The sequence below is a fragment of the Marinobacter sp. GH_1 genome, assembly GCF_048595985.1.
GTDB lineage: Bacteria > Pseudomonadota > Gammaproteobacteria > Pseudomonadales > Oleiphilaceae > Marinobacter > Marinobacter shengliensis.
In genome coordinates this window covers 667,120-686,733 of sequence record NZ_CP184460.1, presented here as the reverse complement: position 1 = coordinate 686,733, position 19,614 = coordinate 667,120, and the positions used below count along the sequence as shown (strand labels likewise).

The window sequence follows — 19,614 nt, the reverse complement described above, 5'->3', positions numbered from 1 at the left end:
TGTGAATTTTCCGCCACAAAAAGGGCGCGAAATAATAGCGCCTGACCCGCTCGCGAGTCAAGCGCTACTATTCCGAACCCCTTTTACAATGTCAGAGCGATTTCTTGGAAATCAGCCCTGGCGCTGCTTGTGACGAGGCTCCGTGCAGATGACTCGAACCGAGCCATTGCGACGAATTACTTTGCAGTTACGGCAAATTTTCTTTACCGAAGCGCGTACTTTCATTGTCGACTCCAGTTTTCAAGGGGAACGGCTGTGTCAGCCGTTCCGACCATAGCCCTTGAGATTGGACTTCTTCATCAGCGATTCATACTGATGCGACATCAGGTGCGACTGAACCTGAGCCATGAAATCCATCACCACGACTACAACAATCAGCAGTGAGGTACCACCAAGATAGAAAGGTACATTACCTGCCACCATCAGGAACTGAGGGAACAAGGACACTGCTGCAATATACATAGCCCCGAACAACGTCAGACGGGTCAGTACACCATCGATGTACTTGGCAGTCTGCTCTCCTGGGCGAATGCCCGGGATGAACGCGCCGGAACGCTTGAGGTTATCCGCAACTTCCTTCGGGTTGTACATCAGTGCTGTATAGAAGAAGCAGAAGAAGACCACTGCTGCTGCGAACAGGATGATATACAACGGCTGGCTCGGAGCCAATGCCTGAGAAATGTCACTCAACCATTCCATGCCCTCACCCTGCCCGAACCACTGGCCCAAGGAGGCCGGGAACAACAGAATCGACGAGGCAAAGATCGGCGGAATAACACCGGCCATATTGACCTTCAGCGGCAAATGACTGGACTGCTGGGCAAACACCCGGCGGCCCTGCTGCCGTTTGGCATAATTGATGGTTAACCGCCGCTGGCCCCGCTCCATGAACACCACGAAGCCAACCACCGCGATCGCCAACACACCAATACCGAGCACTACCAGCAGGCTCATTTCACCGTTACGGGCCTGCTCCAGAGTCTGACCGATGGCGCCCGGCAAGCCGGCGACAATCCCTGCGAAAATCAGCAGTGATATACCGTTGCCAACGCCACGCTCGGTGATCTGCTCACCGAGCCACATCATGAAGACGGCACCACACACGAAAGACACCACTGCCACAAAGTGGAAGCTGAAGCTGTCGTTGAAGGTGACGCCCTGAGAGGCCAACCCTACAGAAATACCAAAGCCCTGAACCAGGGCCAGGACAACCGTACCATACCGCGTATACTGGCTGATCTTGCGACGACCCGCCTCGCCTTCCTTCTTCAGCTGCTCAAGCTGCGGACTGACCGCAGTCATGAGCTGCATGATAATAGAAGCCGAAATGTACGGCATGATACCGAGTGCGAAGATACTCATGCGCTCAAGCGCACCACCGGAAAACATGTTGAACAAACTCAGGATGGTTCCCTGGTTCTGATCAAACAGTGCCGCCAACCGGTCCGGGTTGATGCCTGGAACGGGAATGTGGGCACCGATCCGGTACACCAACAACGCCAGAAACACGAACCAGAGCCGCGAACGCAGCTCTGCAAATCCCTTTCCGGCGCCCGCAGGCAATGATGCTGTCTTGGCCATTTAGTCCTCGACTCGTCTTAGTCTTCGACTTTCCCACCCGCGGCAATGATTGCCTCGCGTGCGCCTTTGGTGACACGTAGCCCTTTAACGGTTACAGCGCGATCCAGCTCACCGGACAGCATAACCTTGGCTTCGCGAATTTCTTCGCGAATGATGTCAGCCTTCTTCAGTGCAGCCAGATCGACCACGTCGCCTTCAACCTTCGCCAGCTCGTTCAGGCGAATTTCGGCAACATAGCGCTGCTGGCGGGAAGTGAAACCAAACTTGGGCAGACGACGGGCCAAAGGCTGCTGACCACCCTCGAAACCAGGCGCTACAGAGCCACCGGAACGGGATTTCAGACCTTTATGACCGCGACCACCAGTTTTACCCAGACCGCTACCGATACCACGACCAACACGCTTGGCGGAAGGACGTGAACCAGGTTCCGGAGCAAGTTCGTTCAGACGCATCTTAGTTCTCCTCAACCTGCACCAGGTAGTTAACCCGGTTGATCATGCCGCGAATAGAAGGTGTATCTTCCACCTCAACGGTATGACCGATTTTACGAAGACCCAGGCCTTTCACACACAGCTTGTGCTTGGGCTGACAGCCGATCGGGCTGCGGGTCAGAGTTACTTTGATCGTTTTTGCGTTCGCCATGACTTCAACCCAGAATATCTTCGACGGATTTACCGCGCTTGGCTGCAATATCTTCAGGCGCCTTCATGGCCTGCAGACCCTTGATGGTAGAACGTACAACGTTCACCGGGTTGGTAGAGCCGTAGCACTTGGACAGTACGTTGTGTACGCCGGCCACTTCCAGTACCGCACGCATCGCACCACCGGCGATAATACCGGTACCTTCGGATGCAGGCTGCATGAACACCTTGGAGCCACCGTGCTGGGCACGAACTGCGTACTGCAGGGTGGTGCCGTCAAGGGCCACGTCTACCATGTTCTTGCGAGCAGCTTCCATCGCCTTCTGGATGGCAACCGGGACTTCCCGGGCCTTACCACGACCGAAACCAACGCGTCCTTTGCCATCACCCACCACAGTCAGTGCGGTGAAGGCAAAAATACGGCCGCCTTTAACTACCTTGGCGACGCGATTGACCTGAACCAGCTTTTCCTGGAGCTCAGGCGCCTTCTGTTCGTTAACGCTCATCTTCTCCACCTCTTAGAATTGCAAGCCAGCTTCACGGGCTGCGTCGGCCAGAGCCTGTACACGACCGTGATAACGGTAACCTGAGCGGTCAAAAGCGACCTTCTCAATGCCTGCCGCCTTGGCACGCTCAGCAATCAGCTGACCGACCTTCTTGGCAGCGTCCACGTTACCGGTTGCACCCTGGCGCAGTTCCTTATCCAACGTGGAGGCAGTGGCCAGCACTTTGCTGCCATCTGCAGTCGTAACCTGGGCGTACATATGACGCGGCGTGCGGTGAACGCACAGACGGTCGGTACCCAGTTCACGGATCTTCATGCGCACTTTGCGTGCGCGACGCAATCTTTCGTTATTCGCGCTCATAGTCCCGCCTTATTTCTTCTTGGCTTCTTTGCGTCTGACCTGCTCATCCGCATAACGAACACCCTTGCCCTTATAAGGCTCGGGCGGACGGAACGCGCGGATTTCAGCAGCGACCTGGCCAACCTGTTGCTTGTCGATACCGCGAATCACAACTTCCGTATTGGACGGAGTTTCAGCGGTAACACCCTCGGGCAGCTCGTACTCAACCGGGTGAGAAAAACCCAGTGTCAGATTGAGCTTCTTACCTTGCGCCTGCGCACGATAACCTACGCCCGTCAGCTGCAGCTTACGCTCCCAGCCTGTGGATACGCCGGTAACCATGTTGTTAACCAGCGCACGAGTAGTACCAGCAAGAGCGCGGGACTGTTTCGCACCATCGCGGGCCGCAAAGCGAAGAGAACCCTCTTCCTGCTTCACTTCAACCGCTTGGTGAATGGTGAATTGGAGAGCTCCCTTGGAGCCCTTCACATTAATTTCCTGTCCGTTCAGCTTAACCTCAACACCGGAAGGCAGCACGACAGGATTATTGGCAACCCTGGACATGTGTATCTCCTAGAATACGGTGCAGATGACTTCGCCACCCACGCCTGCAGCACGTGCGGCGCGGTCTGTCATAACGCCCTTGGACGTTGAGACAATCGCGACTCCCAGACCGCCGGAAACCTTCGGCAGTTCCCCAGCGCCTTTATACTGGCGCAGACTCGGACGGCTGACCCGCTTGATCTCTTCGATAACCGGCTTGCCGCCGAAGTATTTCAGAGTGATGGTCAGCTCGGGCTTCGCGTCAGCTGAAACAGAAAAATCTGCTACGTAGCCTTCGTCCTTAAGGACCTGGGCCACGGAGACCTTCAATTTTGAAGACGGCATCGTCACATCAGCTTTCGATGCCATCTGGGCATTACGGATACGGGTAAACATATCCGCAAGCGTGTCTTGCATACTCATTAGTATGAGGCTCCTGATCTTTTTAGTTGTGCAGCGGCGTGCCGCACCGCTTACCAACAGGCACCTGACCGAAGTCAGGCGACCTATCTTACCAGCTTGCCTTGGTCAGGCCCGGAACGTCACCGCGCATGCCGTACTCACGGAGTTTGATCCGTGACAGTTCGAACTTGCGCAGAACGCCGTGGGGACGACCAGTCACCTGGCAACGATTCCGAAGACGTGAGGGACTCGCATCACGAGGCAGCTGTTGCAGCTTCATTTGCGCGTTCCAACGATCTTCTTCGCTGGTATTCGGGTTTTTGATAATCGCCTTGAGCTCGGCGCGCTTGGCTGCGAATTTAGCCACAGTCTTTTCGCGCTTGAGCTCACGGTTTTTCATTGAAACCTTCGCCATGTCACTCGTTCCTTATTTCTTGAACGGAAAGCCAAAGGCTTTCAACAGTTCGCGACCTTCGTCGTCGGTACCGGCAGTGGTGGTGATGGTGATATCCAGCCCGCGGATCTTGTCGACTTTGTCGTACTCGATCTCAGGGAAGATGATCTGCTCACGAACACCCATGCTGTAGTTACCGCGACCGTCGAAGGATTTCGGGTTCAGACCGCGGAAGTCACGAATGCGGGGAACCGCAATGTGCACCAGGCGATCAAAGAAATCCCACATACGCTCACCGCGCAGGGTCACCTTACAGCCAATCGGCCAACCTTCACGGATTTTGAAACCCGCTACGGATTTGCGCGCCTTGGTAACAACCGCTTTTTGACCCGCCAGGCGCTCAAGATCCGCCACCGCGTTTTCAATCAGCTTTTTGTCACCAACCGCTTCGCCAACACCCATGTTCAGGGTGATTTTCTCGATACGCGGCACCTGCATAACGTTCTTGTAACCGAACTCTTTCTGCAGGGCGGGTACCACTTCCTTAGTGTACTGCTCTTTCATGTTAAGCATCGTAACCACCACCGCTTACTGGTTATCGACAGCTTCGTTCGTGGACTTGAAGATCCGCACTTTGCTGCCGTCTTCCTTGGTCTGGAAGCCAACACGATCGGCTTTGCCGGTCTGCGGATTAAAAATAGCCACGTTGGAAGCCTGGATAGGCGCTTCTTTTTCGACGATACCACCCGGGGTGCCGAGCATCGGGTTCGGCTTGGTGTGCTTCTTCATCATATTGATGCCAGAAACAATCACACGGCCGTCGTCCTGAACCTTCAGGACTTTACCACGTTTGCCTTTGTCTTTCCCCGTGGTGACGATTACTTCGTCATCTCGTTTGATCTTTTTCATAACCGGCCTCTGGTCCTTTAAAGTACTTCGGGTGCCAGTGAGATAATCTTCATGAACTTCTCGTTACGCAGTTCACGGGTAACCGGTCCGAAGATACGGGTACCAATGGGAGCGTCCTGATTGTTCAGAAGTACCGCCGCGTTACCGTCAAAACGGATCAATGAACCGTCCGGACGACGCACACCCTTACGGGTACGTACTACAACAGCCTTGAGGACCTGGCCTTTCTTCACCTTACCGCGGGGGATGGCTTCCTTAACGGTTACCTTGATGATATCCCCAACGCTCGCATAACGCCGGTGAGATCCGCCCAGGACCTTGATGCACATAACCTGACGTGCACCACTGTTATCCGCGACTTCAAGCATTGTTTGAGTCTGAATCATGGTTGTTCTCCGGGCGAATTACACCTTGGACGCGCGTTCGGTGACTTCCACCAGGGCCCAGCTTTTGGTCTTGGAGACCGGGCGGGTTTCCTGAATGGTTACGATGTCGCCGATGTTGCACTGATTGCTTTCATCGTGCGCATGGATCTTGGTCGAGCGCTTCATGTACTTGCCGTACAGAGGATGTTTCACCTGACGCTCAACCAGGACCACGATGGACTTGTCCATCTTGTTGCTCACGACCTTGCCGCTCAGAGTTCTGGCAGTTTGGGTAGCTTCGGTCATGTCACTGTCCTGCCTTTTCATTCAATACCGTTTTAACGCGAGCGATATCGCGCTTCACCTTGCCGAGGAGGTGAGACTGATTCAGCTGACCTGTCGCTTTGCGCATGCGCAGGTTGAACTGCTCCTTCAGGAGGTCGATCAGCTCTTTGTTCAGCTCCTCGACTGACTTTTCACGCAGCTCTGTTGCATTCATCACATCACCGTCCTCGTTACAAAGGTGGTCTGTACCGGCAGTTTGGCCGCTGCAAGAGTGAAGGCCTCACGAGCGATTTCCTCGGAAACACCTTCCATCTCATACAACATACGGCCTGGCTGAATTTCAGCCACCCAATACTCGACAGAACCTTTACCTTTACCCATCCGTACTTCAAGCGGCTTACCGGTGATCGGCTTGTCCGGGAAAACCCGGATCCAGATCTTACCGCCCCGCTTGATACGACGTGTCATAGTACGACGTGCCGCCTCAATCTGGCGCGCAGTTATACGCCCGCGACTGGTCGCTTTCAATCCGTATTCACCGAAGCTCACCTTGTTGGCGCGGTGAGCAAGACCGGTGTTACGGCCTTTCATTACCTTGCGGAATTTGGTGCGTTTTGGTTGCAGCATAAGAGTGCCCCTTTACTTAGAACCTTTCTTCCCAGAGGCTTTCTTGTCAGCACGGACCTGCTCCATACCACCAAGAATCTCACCTTTGAAGATCCATACCTTTACGCCGATAACGCCGTAAGTGGTGTGCGCTTCATAGGTTGCATAATCAATATCTGCACGTAATGTGTGCAGAGGTACACGACCTTCGCGATACCACTCGGAACGTGCGATTTCAGCACCCCCAAGACGACCGCCAACCTGAATCTTGATACCCTTGGCACCCTGACGCATGGCGTTCTGAACCGCACGCTTCATAGCGCGACGGAACATCACACGACGCTCCAGCTGACCGGCAACGTTTTGCGCTACCAGGCGGGCATCCAGGTCCGGCTTGCGGACTTCTTCGATGTTGATGTGCACAGGCACACCCATCATGTCGCTGACTTCGCGACGCAGACGGTCAACATCTTCACCCTTCTTACCGATAACAATACCGGGGCGGGCGGTATGGATCGTGATCCGGGCGTTCTGAGCAGGGCGCTCGATCACGATCTTGCTGACAGACGCCTTAACCAGACGCTTGTCCAGGAACTCGCGAACCTGAATATCATTCAGCAGATTCTTCGCGTAGTCCTTCTTGTCGGCATACCACACTGAGTTGTGCTCTTTGATCACACCCAGGCGCATGCCGGTTGGATTTACTTTATGACCCATCTGAGCATCTCCTACTTGTCGGCGACCTTGACGGTGATATGACAGGTGCGCTTGAAAATACGGTCAGCGCGCCCCTTGGCTCGAGCTTTGATTCGCTTGAGCGTTGGGCCCTCATCCACCATGACGGTGGAAACCCGCAGATCATCTACGTCCAGACCTTCGTTGTGCTCAGCGTTGGCAATGGCGGATTCAAGAGCTTTCTTGATCACAACCGCTGCCTTCTTAGGGCTGAAAGTCAGAATGTTCAGGGCGTCCTCAACAGCCTTGCCGCGTACCTGGTCGGCAACAAGACGTGCTTTCTGAGCTGAGAGGCGAGCGCCCTTGTACTTGGCTGCTACTTCCATTTCTATTACCTCACAATCAGCGTTTAGCTTTCTTGTCGGCCGCATGACCACGATAAGTACGCGTTGCCGCGAACTCACCCAGTTTATGTCCGACCATATCTTCGGTGACATAAACCGGCACGTGCTGCTTGCCGTTGTGGACTGCAATGGTCAGGCCTACCATCTCCGGAAAGATTGTTGACCGGCGGGACCAGGTTTTGATCGGCCGCTTGTCACTTGTTTCCAGAGCTGCCTCGACCTTCTTCAACAGATGCAGGTCTATAAAAGGACCTTTCTTCAAAGAACGTGGCACAGCATTTACCTCTATGTAGTCGTTTACTTGGCTGAACGACGACGTACTATCATCTTGTCAGTACGTTTGTTCTTACGAGTCTTATGCCCTTTGGTCGGAACACCCCACGGAGTAACCGGGTGACGCCCGCCAGAGGTACGCCCTTCACCACCACCATGTGGGTGGTCAACTGGGTTCATAGCAACACCACGTACTGTTGGACGTTTACCGCGCCAACGTGATGCACCCGCTTTACCAAGCTGCTTGAGGCTGTGCTCGCTGTTGGACACTTCACCCAGCGTTGCACGGCAATCTACAAGCACCTTACGCATTTCACCTGAACGCAGGCGGATAGTGGCATAAGCCCCTTCCCGAGCTACCAGCTGTACGGATGCGCCCGCGGAGCGAGCCAGCTGGGCACCTTTGCCAGGCTTGAGTTCGACGCAGTGGATCACAGAACCAACCGGAATGTTCCGGAGCGGCAGAGTGGAGCCCACCTTAATCGGCGCGTCGACGCCGGACCGCACAGGATCACCTGCCTTCATACCTTTGGGAGCGATGATGTAGCGACGCTCGCCATCGGAGTACTTCAGCAGCGCGATGTGCGCAGAGCGGTTAGGATCATATTCCAGGCGTTCAATAACCGCCGGGATACCATCTTTGGTCCGCTTGAAATCAATTACACGGTAGTGCTGTTTGTGGCCACCACCAATGTGACGAGTAGTAATGCGGCCAGCGTTGTTACGACCACCTGACTTACTCTTAGTTTCTACCAACGGCTCGTAAGGACGTCCTTTGTGCAGATCCGGGTTGTAAAGTTTTACAACGTGACGGCGTCCGGCAGATGTTGGCTTGGTTTTGACGATCGGCATATTACGACCCCTTTACCTTATTCCACATCCAGAAAATCGATGTCCTGACCTTCTGCCAGCTTGACGTAAGCCTTACGAATGTCATTACGCTTGCCGAACCCGCGGATAGTGCGCTTGAGCTTACCCTTACGGTTCAGAACCTGAACACCTTCGACGGTGACGTTGAACAGCTGCTCAACGGCTTTCTTGATCTCCGGCTTGGTGGCGTCTGGTGCTACACGGAATACCACCTGACCACGCTCGGCTGCCAGAGACGCTTTCTCTGATACGTGCGGCCCCAGCAGGACCTTATAAATACGTTCCTGATTCATCCCAGCATCTCCTCGATCTTCTTCAGAGCGGGAACAGTTACCACAACGTTCTCGTAGGCAACCAGGCTGACCGGATCCAGACCTGCCACGTCGCGAACATCCACGTGAGGAATGTTGCGGGAAGCCAGGTGCAGGTTCTGCTCAACGCTATCGGAAAGAATCAGAGCGTTAGATACGCCCAGATCCTTCAGCTTGGCGGTGAACGCCTTGGTCTTGGGACTGTCAACGTTCATATCGTCAACAACCACCAGACGCTCCTGACGGACCAGCTCGGAAAGAATGGAACACATAGCCGCACGATACATCTTGCGGTTAACTTTCTGTTCGAAATCACGGGGCTTGGCCGCAAAAGTTACGCCGCCTGAACGCCAGATCGGGCTACGAATGGTGCCCGCACGAGCGCGACCGGTGCCCTTCTGACGCCACGGCTTCTTGCCACCGCCACTGACTTCGGAACGTGTTTTCTGAGCCTTGGTACCCTGACGGCCAGCTGCCATGTAGGCAGTTACCACCTGGTGCACCAGTGCTTCATTAAAATCTTTGGCAAACGCAGCGTCGGAAACAGAAATCCCCTTGCCGCTACCAGTAATTGTCAATTCCATCGCACCGCTCCTCAGGCTTTAACTGCAGGCTTGATGACAACGTCGCCGCCAGTCGCACCAGGTACGGCACCACTTACCAGCAGCAGGTTGCGCTCGGCATCGACACGGACGATTTTCAGGTTCTGCACAGTGACCTGCGCGTTACCCATCTGACCGGCCATCTTTTTACCCTTGAATACCTTGCCCGGAGTCTGGTTCTGACCAATAGAACCCGGAGCACGATGAGACAGGGAGTTACCGTGAGTAGCGTCCTGCATGGAGAAGTTCCAGCGCTTGACACCACCCTGGAAGCCCTTACCTTTGGACTGACCAGTGGCATCAACCACCTGACCGTCTTCAAACACAGAGACTGTCAGCTCGCCGCCTGCAGCGAGGTCTTCACCTTCGCCATCAGCCAGACGAAATTCCCACACGCCACGACCAGCTTCAACACCTGCTTTCGCAAAGTGACCAGCAGCAGCCTTGCTCACGCGGGAGGCACGACGAGAACCTACGGTTACCTGCACAGCGCGGTAGCCGTCGTTTTCGAGAGTTTTCAGTTGGGTAATGCGGTTGGGCTCAACCTCGATTACCGTTACGGGCAATGCCTGCCCCTCGTCCGTAAAAATACGGGTCATACCGGCCTTACGACCGACAACACCAATTGCCATGTTTCACCTCTTAAGTGTACGGGGCTTGCACCCTCTATGGCCTGTGACAGTTACACAGACTAATACCGGGCGGTATTAGCCGAGGCTGATCTGAACGTCTACACCTGCTGCCAGGTCCAGTTTCATCAGAGCATCCACTGTCTTCTCCGTCGGCTCAACAATGTCGAGCAAACGCTTGTGGGTACGAATTTCATACTGATCACGCGCGTCTTTATTGACGTGCGGAGAGATCAATACCGTGTACTTTTCCTTGCGCGTCGGCAGAGGAATAGGACCACGCACCTGAGCGCCGGTCCGCTTGGCGGTATCGACGATCTCCTGCGTGGACTGGTCGATCAGGCGATAATCAAATGCCTTCAACCGGATTCGAATCTTTTGGCTTTGCATGATGCACCAAACTCCACTCGTAGCAGCTACTAGTTAGCCGACCTTCAAAAAAAGGAGCCGCATTGTATGCATAATACCCAACCCTGTCAACATCATTGATATTGACGGAGGTCAGGCAGACTTTGCGACTTAAACAGAAAAAGGGGCTGAACCAGTCAGCCCCTTTTTCCTGATCAAACGAGCAGATTACTCGATGATCTTGGAGACCACGCCGGCACCAACGGTACGGCCGCCTTCGCGAATCGCGAAGCGCAGACCATCCTCCATGGCGATCGGAGCGATCAGGGTAACAGTCATTTTCACGTTGTCACCCGGCATTACCATTTCAACGCCTTCCGGCAGTTCACAAGAACCGGTTACATCAGTAGTCCGGAAGTAGAACTGCGGACGGTAGCCCTTGAAGAACGGAGTATGACGACCACCTTCTTCTTTGGACAGTACGTACACTTCACACTCGAACTTGGTGTGCGGCTTGATGGAGCCCGGCACACACAGAACCTGACCACGCTCAACGTCGTCACGCTTGGTACCACGCAGCAGAACACCTACGTTCTCACCGGCACGACCTTCGTCCAGCAGCTTGCGGAACATCTCAACACCAGTACAGGTGGTCTTGGTGGTGTCGCGGATACCCACGATTTCCACTTCGTCACCTACTTTGATGATGCCACGCTCTACACGACCGGTAACAACGGTACCACGACCAGAGATGGAGAATACGTCCTCGATCGGCATCAGGAACGGCTGATCAATCGCACGCTCCGGCTCAGGGATGTAGTCGTCCAGGGCTTCTACCAGCTTCTTAACAGCGGTAGTACCCATCTCGTTGTCGTCTTTACCTTCCAGAGCCATCAGCGCAGAACCGGTGATGATCGGAGTGTCGTCACCCGGGAAGTCGTACTGGCTCAGCAGGTCACGAACTTCCATCTCCACCAGCTCAAGCAGCTCTTCATCGTCTACCATGTCCGCTTTGTTCAGGAACACAACGATGAACGGTACACCAACCTGACGGGACAGCAGGATGTGCTCACGAGTCTGCGGCATGGGGCCGTCAGCTGCGGAGCAAACCAGGATAGCGCCGTCCATCTGGGCCGCACCGGTGATCATGTTCTTAACATAATCCGCGTGGCCCGGGCAGTCTACGTGTGCGTAGTGACGGGTCGGAGAATCGTACTCAACGTGAGAGGTCGCGATGGTGATACCACGCGCACGCTCTTCCGGTGCGTTATCGATCTGATCGAAAGCACGGCTCTCACCAGTACCCCATACTTCGTGACATACACGAGTCAGGGCGGCTGTCAGAGTGGTCTTACCATGGTCAACGTGACCAATGGTGCCCACGTTTACGTGCGGCTTGTTACGCTCAAACTTTGCTTTAGACACGGTTACACCTCTTCCTGTTTCTTAAGTCCTGGGGATCAACCCTTTTTAATGATCGCTTCGGCAATGTTCGAAGGAGCTTCCATATAGCGGGAGAACTCCATCGCATAAGACGCCCGACCCTGTGTTGCAGAACGCAGGTCGGTGGCGTAACCGAACATCTCCGACAACGGAACTTCAGCACGGATGACCTTGCCCGCAGGGCCTTCATCCATACCCTGCACAAGGCCGCGACGACGGTTCAGGTCGCCAACAACGTCACCCATGTAATCTTCAGGGGTAACAACCTCAACCTTCATGATCGGCTCAAGAAGGGCAGGATTCGCTTCGAGGGCGCCTTTCTTCATCGCCATGGAACCAGCGATTTTGAACGCCATCTCGTTGGAGTCAACGTCGTGGTAGGAACCATCGTACAGCGTTGCCTTGATACCCAGCAGCGGATAGCCGGCCAGACAGCCGTTCTGCATCTGCTCTTCGATACCCTGCTGAACAGCCGGGATGTATTCCTTCGGAACCACACCACCAACGATCTCGTTCACGAAGATGAAGTTTTCAGCATCTTCATCATCCAGAGGCAGCGGCTCCAACTTCACTTTTACGTGACCGTACTGACCGCGACCACCAGACTGACGAACGAACTTACCTTCAACGTCAACCGGCTTGCGGATGCACTCACGATAAGCAACCTGCGGCTTACCGATATTCGCTTCTACCTTGAACTCGCGACGCATACGGTCAACGATGATATCCAGGTGAAGCTCACCCATACCGGAGATGATGGTCTGGCCGGACTCTTCGTCGGTGCGAACACGGAATGACGGATCTTCCTGGGCCAGCTTACCCAGAGCAACACCCATCTTTTCCTGGTCGGCTTTCGACTTCGGCTCAACCGCAACGGAGATAACCGGCTCCGGGAACTCCATGCGCTCAAGAACAATTCTGTTGTTCTCATCACACAGGGTGTCACCCGTGGTCACGTTCTTCAGGCCGATCGCAGCCGCGATGTCGCCCGCCAGAACTTCTTTGATCTCTTCACGGTCGTTGGCGTGCATCTGAACCATACGGCCCACACGCTCTTTCTTGCCCTTCACGGAGTTGAATACCGCGTTACCGGACTCAAGCTTACCGGAGTAAACCCGGAAGAACGTCAGCGTACCCACGAACGGGTCGGTAGCGATCTTGAACGCCAGAGCGGCGAACGGAGCATCGTCGTCAACCGGACGGGTTTCCTCGGTACCCTCGTCATCCACCTCACCGCGGATGGCTTTAACCTCATCCGGGGCCGGCAGGAATTCGATGACCGCATCCAGCACCGCCTGCACGCCCTTGTTCTTGAACGCAGAACCACAGGTAGCCAGAACGATTTCGTTGGCGATGGTACGAGTACGCAGACCCTGCTTGATTTCTTCGTAGGTCAGCTCTTCGCCTTCGAGGTATTTCTCCATAAACTCTTCGTTGGCTTCAGCGGCGGCTTCGATCATCTGCTCGCGCGCTTTCTCGGCCTCAGCAACCATGGACTCAGGAATATCGCGAAGCTCGTAGGTCATACCCTGATCAGCTTCGTTCCAGTAGATTGCCTTCATGCGAAGCAGATCCACGATACCCTCGAAATCGTCTTCGGCGCCGATCGGCAGCTGGATGGGCACAGTGATAGCACCCAGACGGTTACGAATCTGCTCAACAACGCGCATGAAGTTGGCGCCTGCACGGTCCATCTTGTTGACGAAAACCATGCGGGGAACTTCATACTTGTTGGCTTGGCGCCATACAGTCTCGGACTGCGGCTCAACACCTGAGGAACCACAGAACACAACCACGGCACCATCAAGAACACGCAGGGAACGCTCTACTTCGATGGTGAAGTCAACGTGCCCCGGGGTGTCGATGATGTTGATACGGTGCTCGGGATACTGCTTGTCCATACCCTGCCAGAAGGTTGTAACAGCGGCAGACGTGATGGTGATACCACGCTCCTGCTCCTGCTCCATCCAGTCTGTAGTGGAAGCGCCGTCATGGGTCTCACCCATCTTGTGACTACGACCGGTGTAATAAAGAATACGCTCGGTGGTAGTAGTCTTGCCCGCATCCACGTGCGCACAGATACCAATGTTTCTGTAACGTTTGATAGGAGTCTTGCGTGCCACGATATAAACCTCGGCTTGTTAGAAACGGAAGTGAGAGAATGCCTTGTTGGCTTCTGCCATGCGATGCACGTCTTCGCGCTTCTTCACTGCGGCACCCTTGCTATCGGCCGCATCAAGAATTTCGCCAGCCAGACGCTGCGCCATGCTCTTCTCACCGCGCTTCCGGGAATATTCAACGAGCCAGCGCATCGCCAACGCGTTCTGACGGGAAGGCCGAACTTCTACCGGCACCTGGTAAGTAGCACCACCCACACGACGGGACTTAACCTCAACCATCGGCTGGATGTTCTCCAGGGCCTTCTCGAACATTTCGATCGGCTCTTCTTTAGATTTCTCGGCAACGATATCCAGAGCACCGTAAACAATGCGCTCTGCAACCGACTTCTTACCGCTTTCCATCACATGGTTGATGAACTTGGCAAGACGTGCACTGCCGAATTTAGGATCGGGAATGATTTCCCGCTTTGCTGCAACTCTTCTTCTAGGCATCGATAAGCCCTTATATCTAAAAGGTCTTCAGGAACCCCTGAGATAGCCAAATGCTACTCAGCCTTACTCTTACCGTTCTTACAAGCAACGATAAAAGACACCCGCTCGGGACATCAGGACTTGGGTCGTTTTGCACCGTACTTGGAGCGGCCCTGCTTACGGTTCTGAACACCTTGGGTATCCAAAGTACCGCGAACAGTGTGATAGCGCACACCCGGAAGGTCTTTTACTCGACCGCCACGGATCAGCACAACACTGTGCTCCTGAAGGTTGTGACCTTCACCACCAATGTAAGAGGAAACCTCGAAGCCGTTGGTCAGACGAACACGGCACACTTTACGGAGTGCTGAGTTCGGCTTCTTCGGCGTTGTGGTGTACACACGAGTGCACACACCACGGCGCTGAGGACAAGCCTGGAGAGCAGGAACATCGCTCTTGGCTACCTTGCGCTTACGAGGCTTACGCACCAACTGATTAATCGTTGCCATGTAAGCAAACTCCAAAAAACCATACCAATGAAACTTACCCCCTGTGCAGGGGGTAAAATTTAAGGGACGCAAGTGTAAGCCTGCGCCCCGACTCAGTCAAGATGACTGTTCTCTTTTTAACCACCCTCGGGATAAGTAACTACCCCGAGAATGGCACGCCGGCAATCAACCTTCTCGGTTGAGCTCCGCGCTCAGAGCTTCTTCAACATCTGCCGCGGTCACGCCCTGCTCTTCCAGGTCACGCTTGCGACGACGTTCGCTGTGGTAAGCCAGACCAGTACCCGCCGGAATCAACCGGCCAACCACAACGTTTTCTTTCAGGCCACGCAGGAAGTCACGCTTACCGGTCACCGCACCTTCTGTGAGGACCCGGGTGGTTTCCTGGAACGAAGCCGCAGAAATGAACGATTCGGTGGCCAGCGATGCCTTGGTAATACCAAGCAGCAGACGCTCGAATCTGGCAGGCTCTTTGTCCGCCTGATTCGCCTTTTCGTTCTCTTCCAGCACCTGAGTGATTTCCACCTGGTCGCCAGACAGCAGGGTGGTATCACCCGGATCGGTAATTTCCACCTTGCGCAGCATCTGCCGAACGATAACCTCGATGTGTTTATCGTTGATGACAACACCCTGCAGGCGGTACACATCCTGGATTTCGTTGGTGATGTACTTGGCCAGCTCGACCACACCCAGCAGACGCAAGATGTCGTGCGGGTTGGACGGACCGTCGGAAATCACCTCACCCTTCTCAACCGTTTCACCTTCGAAAACGTTGAGCTGGCGATGCTTCGGAATCAGAACCTCATAGGCATCGTCATCTTTCGGCGTGATGACCAGGCGCTTCTTGCCTTTGGTCTCTTTACCGAAAGACACCACACCACTGATTTCCGCCAGGATGGCAGACTCTTTCGGGCGACGAGCCTCGAACAGGTCGGCAACCCGCGGCAGACCACCGGTGATGTCCCGGGTCTTCGAGCTTTCCTGCGGAATACGGGCAACTACGTCACCCAGCTCGATCTTCGCGCCATTAGCCATGGTCACCAGCGCGTTAGCCGGTAGGAAGAAGATCGCGGTACCACCGCCTGGCAGTTCTACTTCTTCACCCGCATCGTCAATCAGCTGGATAGCCGGACGAATGTCCTTACCAGCAGCAGGACGCTCTTTCGGGTCAATCACTTCCATGGTGGACAGACCGGTCAGCTCGTCAGCCTGGGTACGGACAGTAATGCCCTCTTCCATGTTGACAAACTTGGCCGTGCCTTTCGCTTCGGCGATGATCGGATGCGTGTGCGGATCCCACTTAGCAACTACAACGCCGGCCTCAACCACGTCACCGTTCTTCACAGACAGAACGGCACCGTAGGGCAGCTTGTACCACTCGCGCTCACGACCCTGCTCGTCGGCAATCGCCAGGGCCGAAGAACGGGACACCACAACCAGGGAGCCATCGGTCTTCTCGATGGACTTCAGGTTGTGCAGACGTACCGTGCCGCCGTGCTTGACCTGAATGTTATCCACGGCGGAGGCCCGGCTGGCCGCACCACCAATGTGGAAGGTCCGCATGGTCAGCTGGGTGCCTGGCTCACCGATGGATTGGGCAGCGATAACACCGACGGCCTCACCCACGTTAACACGGTGACCACGGGCAAGATCGCGGCCGTAACACTTGGAGCAGATGCCGTGACGAGTCTCACAGGTAATCGCAGAGCGAACCCAGATCTCATCCACACCGGCGCGCTCGACCATCTCGACGGTTTTCTCGTCCAGCAAAGTGCCGGCCGGAACAACAGCGTTGTCCTTGTCGGTTGGGGTGAATACGTCACGGGCTGTCACACGCCCCAGAACACGATCACCCAGCGGCACAACAACGTCGCCACCTTCAATGTGCGGCGTCATCAGCAGACCTTCATCGGTACCGCAGTCTTCCTCGGTCACCACCAGGTCCTGGGACACGTCAACGAGACGACGGGTCAGGTAACCGGAGTTCGCGGTCTTCAGTGCAGTATCCGCCAGACCTTTACGAGCACCGTGGGTGGAGATGAAGTACTGGAGTACGTTCAGACCTTCACGGAAGTTCGCGGTAATCGGCGTTTCGATGATGGAGCCATCCGGCTTGGCCATCAGACCACGCATACCGGACAACTGACGAATCTGGGCAGCGGAACCCCGCGCACCGGAATCGGCCATCATGTAGACGGAGTTGAAGGATTCCTGCATCAGGTCTTCGCCGTCTTCACCCTTCACAGGCTGGCCGTCAGGACCAATAACCTGCTCTTTGGACAGACGCTCCATCATCGCCTTGGACACTTTATCGTTGGCGCGGGACCAGATATCGATCACCTTGTTGTACTTCTCACCCTGGGTCAGCAGACCGGATGCGTACTGGTTCTCGATGTCTTTTACTTCGTCAGACGCCGCATCAACCAGCTCATACTTCTCCGGCGGAATCTCGAAGTCGTTGAAGCCGATAGAAATACCGGAACGGGTTGCATAGTGGTAACCCATGTACATCAGTTGGTCAGCAAAGATGACAGTATCTTTCAGACCAGCGTCCCGATAACAGGTGTTGATCAGGTTGGAAATCGCCTTCTTGACCATAGGACGGTTGACGATTTCAAACGGCAGGCCGTCAGGAACGATATCAAACAACAAAGCACGGCCAACGGTGGTATCAACCACACGGTAGGCTTCGGACTTGCTGCCATCTTCGGCATAGGCCACTTCCTTAACCCGCACCTTGACCTTCGCCTGCAGGTCAACCTTGCCGGCACCATAGGCACGATGGGCTTCTTTGACATCAGCAAACACCATGCCTTCACCCAGTGCAGCGTGGCGCTCGCGGGTCATGTAATACAGACCCAATACCACGTCCTGAGACGGTACGATGATCGGCTCACCGTTCGCTGGAGACAGCACGTTGTTGGTGGACATCATCAACGCACGGGCTTCAAGCTGGGCTTCCAGGGTCAGCGGTACGTGTACCGCCATCTGGTCACCGTCGAAGTCGGCGTTGTAAGCCGCACACACCAGCGGGTGCAGCTGGATCGCTTTACCTTCGATCAGAACCGGCTCGAACGCCTGGATGCCCAGACGGTGCAGGGTGGGCGCACGGTTCAGCAGGATCGGGTGCTCGCGGATGACTTCGTCCAGGATATCCCAGACCACGCCTTCCTCGCGCTCGACCATTTTCTTGGCGGCCTTGATGGTGGTCGCCAGGCCACGGTGCTCAAGCTTGGAGAAAATGAACGGCTTGAACAGCTCCAGGGCCATCTTCTTGGGCAGACCGCACTGGTGCAGGCGCAGGTACGGACCCACCACGATCACGGAACGGCCAGAGTAGTCGACTCGCTTACCCAGCAGGTTCTGACGGAAACGACCCTGCTTACCCTTGATCATGTCAGCCAGAGACTTCAGCGGACGCTTGTTGGTGCCAGTGATGGCCCGACCACGACGACCGTTATCCAGCAGGGCGTCAACCGCTTCCTGCAGCATACGCTTCTCGTTGCGCACGATGATATCCGGAGCGTTCAGTTCCAGCAGGCGCTTGAGACGGTTGTTCCGGTTAATGACCCGACGGTACAGATCGTTCAGGTCGGAAGTGGCAAAACGGCCACCGTCCAGGGGAACCAGCGGGCGCAGATCGGGTGGCAGAACCGGCAGAACGGTCATCACCATGTCGCCCGGCTTGTTACCGGAGTACAGGAACGCCTCAAGAATTTTCAGGCGCTTGCTGAATTTCTTGATCTTGGTCTCGGAGTTGGTCTGGGGGATCTCTTCCCGCAGGGCGTCAACTTCCGCCTGCAGATCGATAGCTTCGAGCAACTCTTTGATGGCCTCGGCACCCATACGGGCGTCGAACTCGTCACCGAATTCTTCCAGGGCCTCATAGTACTGCTCGTCATTCAGCAACTGGCCCTTCTCCAGGGTGGTCATACCCGGATCGATAACGATGAAGGATTCAAAGTACAGAACCCGCTCGATATCTCGCAGGGTCATGTCCAGCATCAGGCCGATACGGGACGGCAATGACTTCAGGAACCAGATGTGAGCGACCGGGCTGGCCAGCTCGATATGGCCCATACGCTCACGGCGCACGCTGGCCAGTGCGACTTCAACACCGCACTTTTCACAGATAACGCCGCGATGCTTCAGGCGCTTGTATTTTCCGCACAAGCACTCGTAGTCTTTGATCGGGCCGAAAATCTTGGCACAGAAAAGACCGTCACGCTCCGGCTTGAAGGTACGGTAGTTAATGGTCTCAGGCTTTTTTACTTCGCCAAAAGACCAGGAACGAATCATGTCAGGCGAAGCCAGTCCGATACGGATGGCGTCGAATTCCTTGCTCTGATTCTGGCTCTTGAGAAGATTCAGCAAATCTTTCATCAGTAAAA

Annotated in this window: 28 protein-coding genes; all 28 read right to left on the bottom strand. The window is 55.1% G+C overall.

Annotated elements, in window-relative coordinates; translation table 11 throughout:
- Window positions 1-111 precede the first annotated feature (111 nt).
- The 28 genes from rpmJ to rpoC all read right to left on the bottom strand — a co-directional run bounded on the left by rpmJ (window position 112) and on the right by rpoC (window position 19,606).
- Entirely contained in the window at window positions 112-225 is a 114-nt protein-coding gene (gene rpmJ / locus ACNSOI_RS03205) for a 50S ribosomal protein L36 (RefSeq protein WP_004580765.1), read from the bottom strand.
- A 33-nt stretch (window positions 226-258) separates the two neighbouring features.
- Window positions 259-1,581, bottom strand: coding sequence for a preprotein translocase subunit SecY (gene secY / locus ACNSOI_RS03200; RefSeq protein ID WP_058090006.1), 1,323 nt, complete (start codon window positions 1,579-1,581; stop codon window positions 259-261).
- 17 nt (window positions 1,582-1,598) lie between these two features.
- The gene (gene rplO / locus ACNSOI_RS03195) at window positions 1,599-2,033 is read right to left on the bottom strand and encodes a 50S ribosomal protein L15 (RefSeq protein ID WP_022989795.1); all 435 of its coding nucleotides are present in this window, start codon (window positions 2,031-2,033) and stop codon (window positions 1,599-1,601) included.
- 1 nt (window position 2,034) lies between these two features.
- A complete protein-coding gene (gene rpmD / locus ACNSOI_RS03190) occupies window positions 2,035-2,223 on the bottom strand; it encodes a 50S ribosomal protein L30 (protein WP_007153997.1) in 189 nt (62 codons plus the stop codon).
- 4 nt (window positions 2,224-2,227) lie between these two features.
- Entirely contained in the window at window positions 2,228-2,728 is a 501-nt protein-coding gene (gene rpsE, locus ACNSOI_RS03185) for a 30S ribosomal protein S5 (protein ID WP_058090005.1), read from the bottom strand.
- 12 nt (window positions 2,729-2,740) lie between these two features.
- Entirely contained in the window at window positions 2,741-3,088 is a 348-nt protein-coding gene (gene rplR, locus ACNSOI_RS03180; protein ID WP_011784258.1) for a 50S ribosomal protein L18, read from the bottom strand.
- A gap of 9 nt (window positions 3,089-3,097) precedes the next feature.
- Window positions 3,098-3,631 carry a 50S ribosomal protein L6 gene (gene rplF, locus ACNSOI_RS03175; protein WP_058090004.1) on the bottom strand — a complete coding sequence of 178 codons (534 nt, stop codon included), beginning with the start codon at window positions 3,629-3,631 and terminating at the stop codon, window positions 3,098-3,100.
- Window positions 3,632-3,640: 9 nt separating this feature from the next.
- Window positions 3,641-4,033, bottom strand: a complete 393-nt coding sequence (rpsH, locus tag ACNSOI_RS03170; protein ID WP_420195115.1) for a 30S ribosomal protein S8 — start codon at window positions 4,031-4,033, stop codon at window positions 3,641-3,643.
- 88 nt (window positions 4,034-4,121) lie between these two features.
- On the bottom strand, window positions 4,122-4,427 hold the full coding sequence (gene rpsN / locus ACNSOI_RS03165) for a 30S ribosomal protein S14 (RefSeq protein ID WP_058090002.1): 306 nt from the start codon (window positions 4,425-4,427) through the stop codon (window positions 4,122-4,124).
- A gap of 12 nt (window positions 4,428-4,439) precedes the next feature.
- A complete protein-coding gene (gene rplE, locus ACNSOI_RS03160) occupies window positions 4,440-4,979 on the bottom strand; it encodes a 50S ribosomal protein L5 (RefSeq protein WP_058090001.1) in 540 nt (179 codons plus the stop codon).
- Between the two features lie 15 nt (window positions 4,980-4,994).
- Window positions 4,995-5,315 carry a 50S ribosomal protein L24 gene (gene rplX, locus ACNSOI_RS03155; RefSeq protein ID WP_061333571.1) on the bottom strand — a complete coding sequence of 107 codons (321 nt, stop codon included), beginning with the start codon at window positions 5,313-5,315 and terminating at the stop codon, window positions 4,995-4,997.
- Between the two features lie 17 nt (window positions 5,316-5,332).
- On the bottom strand, window positions 5,333-5,701 hold the full coding sequence (rplN, locus tag ACNSOI_RS03150) for a 50S ribosomal protein L14 (RefSeq protein WP_007154005.1): 369 nt from the start codon (window positions 5,699-5,701) through the stop codon (window positions 5,333-5,335).
- Window positions 5,702-5,719: 18 nt separating this feature from the next.
- Window positions 5,720-5,986, bottom strand: a complete 267-nt coding sequence (gene rpsQ, locus ACNSOI_RS03145) for a 30S ribosomal protein S17 (protein ID WP_044387650.1) — start codon at window positions 5,984-5,986, stop codon at window positions 5,720-5,722.
- A 1-nt stretch (window position 5,987) separates the two neighbouring features.
- The gene (gene rpmC, locus ACNSOI_RS03140; RefSeq protein WP_058089999.1) at window positions 5,988-6,179 is read right to left on the bottom strand and encodes a 50S ribosomal protein L29; all 192 of its coding nucleotides are present in this window, start codon (window positions 6,177-6,179) and stop codon (window positions 5,988-5,990) included.
- Window positions 6,179-6,592, bottom strand: coding sequence for a 50S ribosomal protein L16 (rplP, locus tag ACNSOI_RS03135; RefSeq protein ID WP_044387654.1), 414 nt, complete (start codon window positions 6,590-6,592; stop codon window positions 6,179-6,181). The genes rpmC and rplP overlap by 1 nt, the downstream gene beginning before the upstream one ends.
- 12 nt (window positions 6,593-6,604) lie before the next feature.
- Window positions 6,605-7,288 (bottom strand): 30S ribosomal protein S3, encoded by a 684-nt coding sequence (gene rpsC / locus ACNSOI_RS03130; RefSeq protein ID WP_058089998.1) that lies wholly within the window; start codon window positions 7,286-7,288, stop codon window positions 6,605-6,607.
- A gap of 11 nt (window positions 7,289-7,299) precedes the next feature.
- Window positions 7,300-7,632 carry a 50S ribosomal protein L22 gene (gene rplV, locus ACNSOI_RS03125; protein WP_008940674.1) on the bottom strand — a complete coding sequence of 111 codons (333 nt, stop codon included), beginning with the start codon at window positions 7,630-7,632 and terminating at the stop codon, window positions 7,300-7,302.
- A gap of 16 nt (window positions 7,633-7,648) precedes the next feature.
- A complete protein-coding gene (rpsS, locus tag ACNSOI_RS03120; RefSeq protein WP_061333570.1) occupies window positions 7,649-7,924 on the bottom strand; it encodes a 30S ribosomal protein S19 in 276 nt (91 codons plus the stop codon).
- Between the two features lie 23 nt (window positions 7,925-7,947).
- On the bottom strand, window positions 7,948-8,775 hold the full coding sequence (gene rplB, locus ACNSOI_RS03115) for a 50S ribosomal protein L2 (RefSeq protein ID WP_058089996.1): 828 nt from the start codon (window positions 8,773-8,775) through the stop codon (window positions 7,948-7,950).
- A 17-nt stretch (window positions 8,776-8,792) separates the two neighbouring features.
- Window positions 8,793-9,086 carry a 50S ribosomal protein L23 gene (gene rplW / locus ACNSOI_RS03110; protein WP_008174862.1) on the bottom strand — a complete coding sequence of 98 codons (294 nt, stop codon included), beginning with the start codon at window positions 9,084-9,086 and terminating at the stop codon, window positions 8,793-8,795.
- On the bottom strand, window positions 9,083-9,688 hold the full coding sequence (rplD, locus tag ACNSOI_RS03105) for a 50S ribosomal protein L4 (protein WP_061333569.1): 606 nt from the start codon (window positions 9,686-9,688) through the stop codon (window positions 9,083-9,085). Before rplD ends, rplW begins: the two co-directional genes overlap by 4 nt.
- An 11-nt stretch (window positions 9,689-9,699) precedes the next feature.
- On the bottom strand, window positions 9,700-10,338 hold the full coding sequence (gene rplC / locus ACNSOI_RS03100; protein ID WP_058089994.1) for a 50S ribosomal protein L3: 639 nt from the start codon (window positions 10,336-10,338) through the stop codon (window positions 9,700-9,702).
- 75 nt (window positions 10,339-10,413) lie between these two features.
- The gene (gene rpsJ / locus ACNSOI_RS03095) at window positions 10,414-10,725 is read right to left on the bottom strand and encodes a 30S ribosomal protein S10 (RefSeq protein ID WP_004580743.1); all 312 of its coding nucleotides are present in this window, start codon (window positions 10,723-10,725) and stop codon (window positions 10,414-10,416) included.
- A 186-nt stretch (window positions 10,726-10,911) separates the two neighbouring features.
- On the bottom strand, window positions 10,912-12,108 hold the full coding sequence (gene tuf, locus ACNSOI_RS03090) for an elongation factor Tu (protein ID WP_068351550.1): 1,197 nt from the start codon (window positions 12,106-12,108) through the stop codon (window positions 10,912-10,914).
- A 35-nt stretch (window positions 12,109-12,143) separates the two neighbouring features.
- Window positions 12,144-14,249 (bottom strand): elongation factor G, encoded by a 2,106-nt coding sequence (gene fusA, locus ACNSOI_RS03085; protein ID WP_061333841.1) that lies wholly within the window; start codon window positions 14,247-14,249, stop codon window positions 12,144-12,146.
- A gap of 18 nt (window positions 14,250-14,267) precedes the next feature.
- On the bottom strand, window positions 14,268-14,738 hold the full coding sequence (gene rpsG, locus ACNSOI_RS03080; protein ID WP_011784243.1) for a 30S ribosomal protein S7: 471 nt from the start codon (window positions 14,736-14,738) through the stop codon (window positions 14,268-14,270).
- Window positions 14,739-14,851: 113 nt separating this feature from the next.
- The gene (rpsL, locus tag ACNSOI_RS03075; RefSeq protein WP_012139854.1) at window positions 14,852-15,226 is read right to left on the bottom strand and encodes a 30S ribosomal protein S12; all 375 of its coding nucleotides are present in this window, start codon (window positions 15,224-15,226) and stop codon (window positions 14,852-14,854) included.
- Window positions 15,227-15,391: 165 nt separating this feature from the next.
- On the bottom strand, window positions 15,392-19,606 hold the full coding sequence (gene rpoC, locus ACNSOI_RS03070) for a DNA-directed RNA polymerase subunit beta' (RefSeq protein WP_058092376.1): 4,215 nt from the start codon (window positions 19,604-19,606) through the stop codon (window positions 15,392-15,394).
- Between the last annotated feature and the right edge of the window lie 8 nt (window positions 19,607-19,614).

What these genes read in the sequence shown, in the direction of transcription:
- rpmJ (WP_004580765.1), bottom strand. Translation starts at nt 225, where the DNA reads ATGAAAGTACGCGCTTCGGTAAAGAAAATTTGCCGTAACTGCAAAGTA.
- secY (WP_058090006.1), bottom strand. Translation starts at nt 1,581, where the DNA reads ATGGCCAAGACAGCATCATTGCCTGCGGGCGCCGGAAAGGGATTTGCA.
- rplO (WP_022989795.1), bottom strand. Translation starts at nt 2,033, where the DNA reads ATGCGTCTGAACGAACTTGCTCCGGAACCTGGTTCACGTCCTTCCGCC.
- rpmD (WP_007153997.1), bottom strand. Translation starts at nt 2,223, where the DNA reads ATGGCGAACGCAAAAACGATCAAAGTAACTCTGACCCGCAGCCCGATC.
- rpsE (WP_058090005.1), bottom strand. Translation starts at nt 2,728, where the DNA reads ATGAGCGTTAACGAACAGAAGGCGCCTGAGCTCCAGGAAAAGCTGGTT.
- rplR (WP_011784258.1), bottom strand. Translation starts at nt 3,088, where the DNA reads ATGAGCGCGAATAACGAAAGATTGCGTCGCGCACGCAAAGTGCGCATG.
- rplF (WP_058090004.1), bottom strand. Translation starts at nt 3,631, where the DNA reads ATGTCCAGGGTTGCCAATAATCCTGTCGTGCTGCCTTCCGGTGTTGAG.
- rpsH (WP_420195115.1), bottom strand. Translation starts at nt 4,033, where the DNA reads ATGAGTATGCAAGACACGCTTGCGGATATGTTTACCCGTATCCGTAAT.
- rpsN (WP_058090002.1), bottom strand. Translation starts at nt 4,427, where the DNA reads ATGGCGAAGGTTTCAATGAAAAACCGTGAGCTCAAGCGCGAAAAGACT.
- rplE (WP_058090001.1), bottom strand. Translation starts at nt 4,979, where the DNA reads ATGCTTAACATGAAAGAGCAGTACACTAAGGAAGTGGTACCCGCCCTG.
- rplX (WP_061333571.1), bottom strand. Translation starts at nt 5,315, where the DNA reads ATGAAAAAGATCAAACGAGATGACGAAGTAATCGTCACCACGGGGAAA.
- rplN (WP_007154005.1), bottom strand. Translation starts at nt 5,701, where the DNA reads ATGATTCAGACTCAAACAATGCTTGAAGTCGCGGATAACAGTGGTGCA.
- rpsQ (WP_044387650.1), bottom strand. Translation starts at nt 5,986, where the DNA reads ATGACCGAAGCTACCCAAACTGCCAGAACTCTGAGCGGCAAGGTCGTG.
- rpmC (WP_058089999.1), bottom strand. Translation starts at nt 6,179, where the DNA reads ATGAATGCAACAGAGCTGCGTGAAAAGTCAGTCGAGGAGCTGAACAAA.
- rplP (WP_044387654.1), bottom strand. Translation starts at nt 6,592, where the DNA reads ATGCTGCAACCAAAACGCACCAAATTCCGCAAGGTAATGAAAGGCCGT.
- rpsC (WP_058089998.1), bottom strand. Translation starts at nt 7,288, where the DNA reads ATGGGTCATAAAGTAAATCCAACCGGCATGCGCCTGGGTGTGATCAAA.
- rplV (WP_008940674.1), bottom strand. Translation starts at nt 7,632, where the DNA reads ATGGAAGTAGCAGCCAAGTACAAGGGCGCTCGCCTCTCAGCTCAGAAA.
- rplB (WP_058089996.1), bottom strand. Translation starts at nt 8,775, where the DNA reads ATGCCGATCGTCAAAACCAAGCCAACATCTGCCGGACGCCGTCACGTT.
- rplW (WP_008174862.1), bottom strand. Translation starts at nt 9,086, where the DNA reads ATGAATCAGGAACGTATTTATAAGGTCCTGCTGGGGCCGCACGTATCA.
- rplD (WP_061333569.1), bottom strand. Translation starts at nt 9,688, where the DNA reads ATGGAATTGACAATTACTGGTAGCGGCAAGGGGATTTCTGTTTCCGAC.
- rplC (WP_058089994.1), bottom strand. Translation starts at nt 10,338, where the DNA reads ATGGCAATTGGTGTTGTCGGTCGTAAGGCCGGTATGACCCGTATTTTT.
- rpsJ (WP_004580743.1), bottom strand. Translation starts at nt 10,725, where the DNA reads ATGCAAAGCCAAAAGATTCGAATCCGGTTGAAGGCATTTGATTATCGC.
- rpsG (WP_011784243.1), bottom strand. Translation starts at nt 14,738, where the DNA reads ATGCCTAGAAGAAGAGTTGCAGCAAAGCGGGAAATCATTCCCGATCCT.
- rpsL (WP_012139854.1), bottom strand. Translation starts at nt 15,226, where the DNA reads ATGGCAACGATTAATCAGTTGGTGCGTAAGCCTCGTAAGCGCAAGGTA.
- rpoC (WP_058092376.1), bottom strand. Translation starts at nt 19,606, where the DNA reads ATGAAAGATTTGCTGAATCTTCTCAAGAGCCAGAATCAGAGCAAGGAA.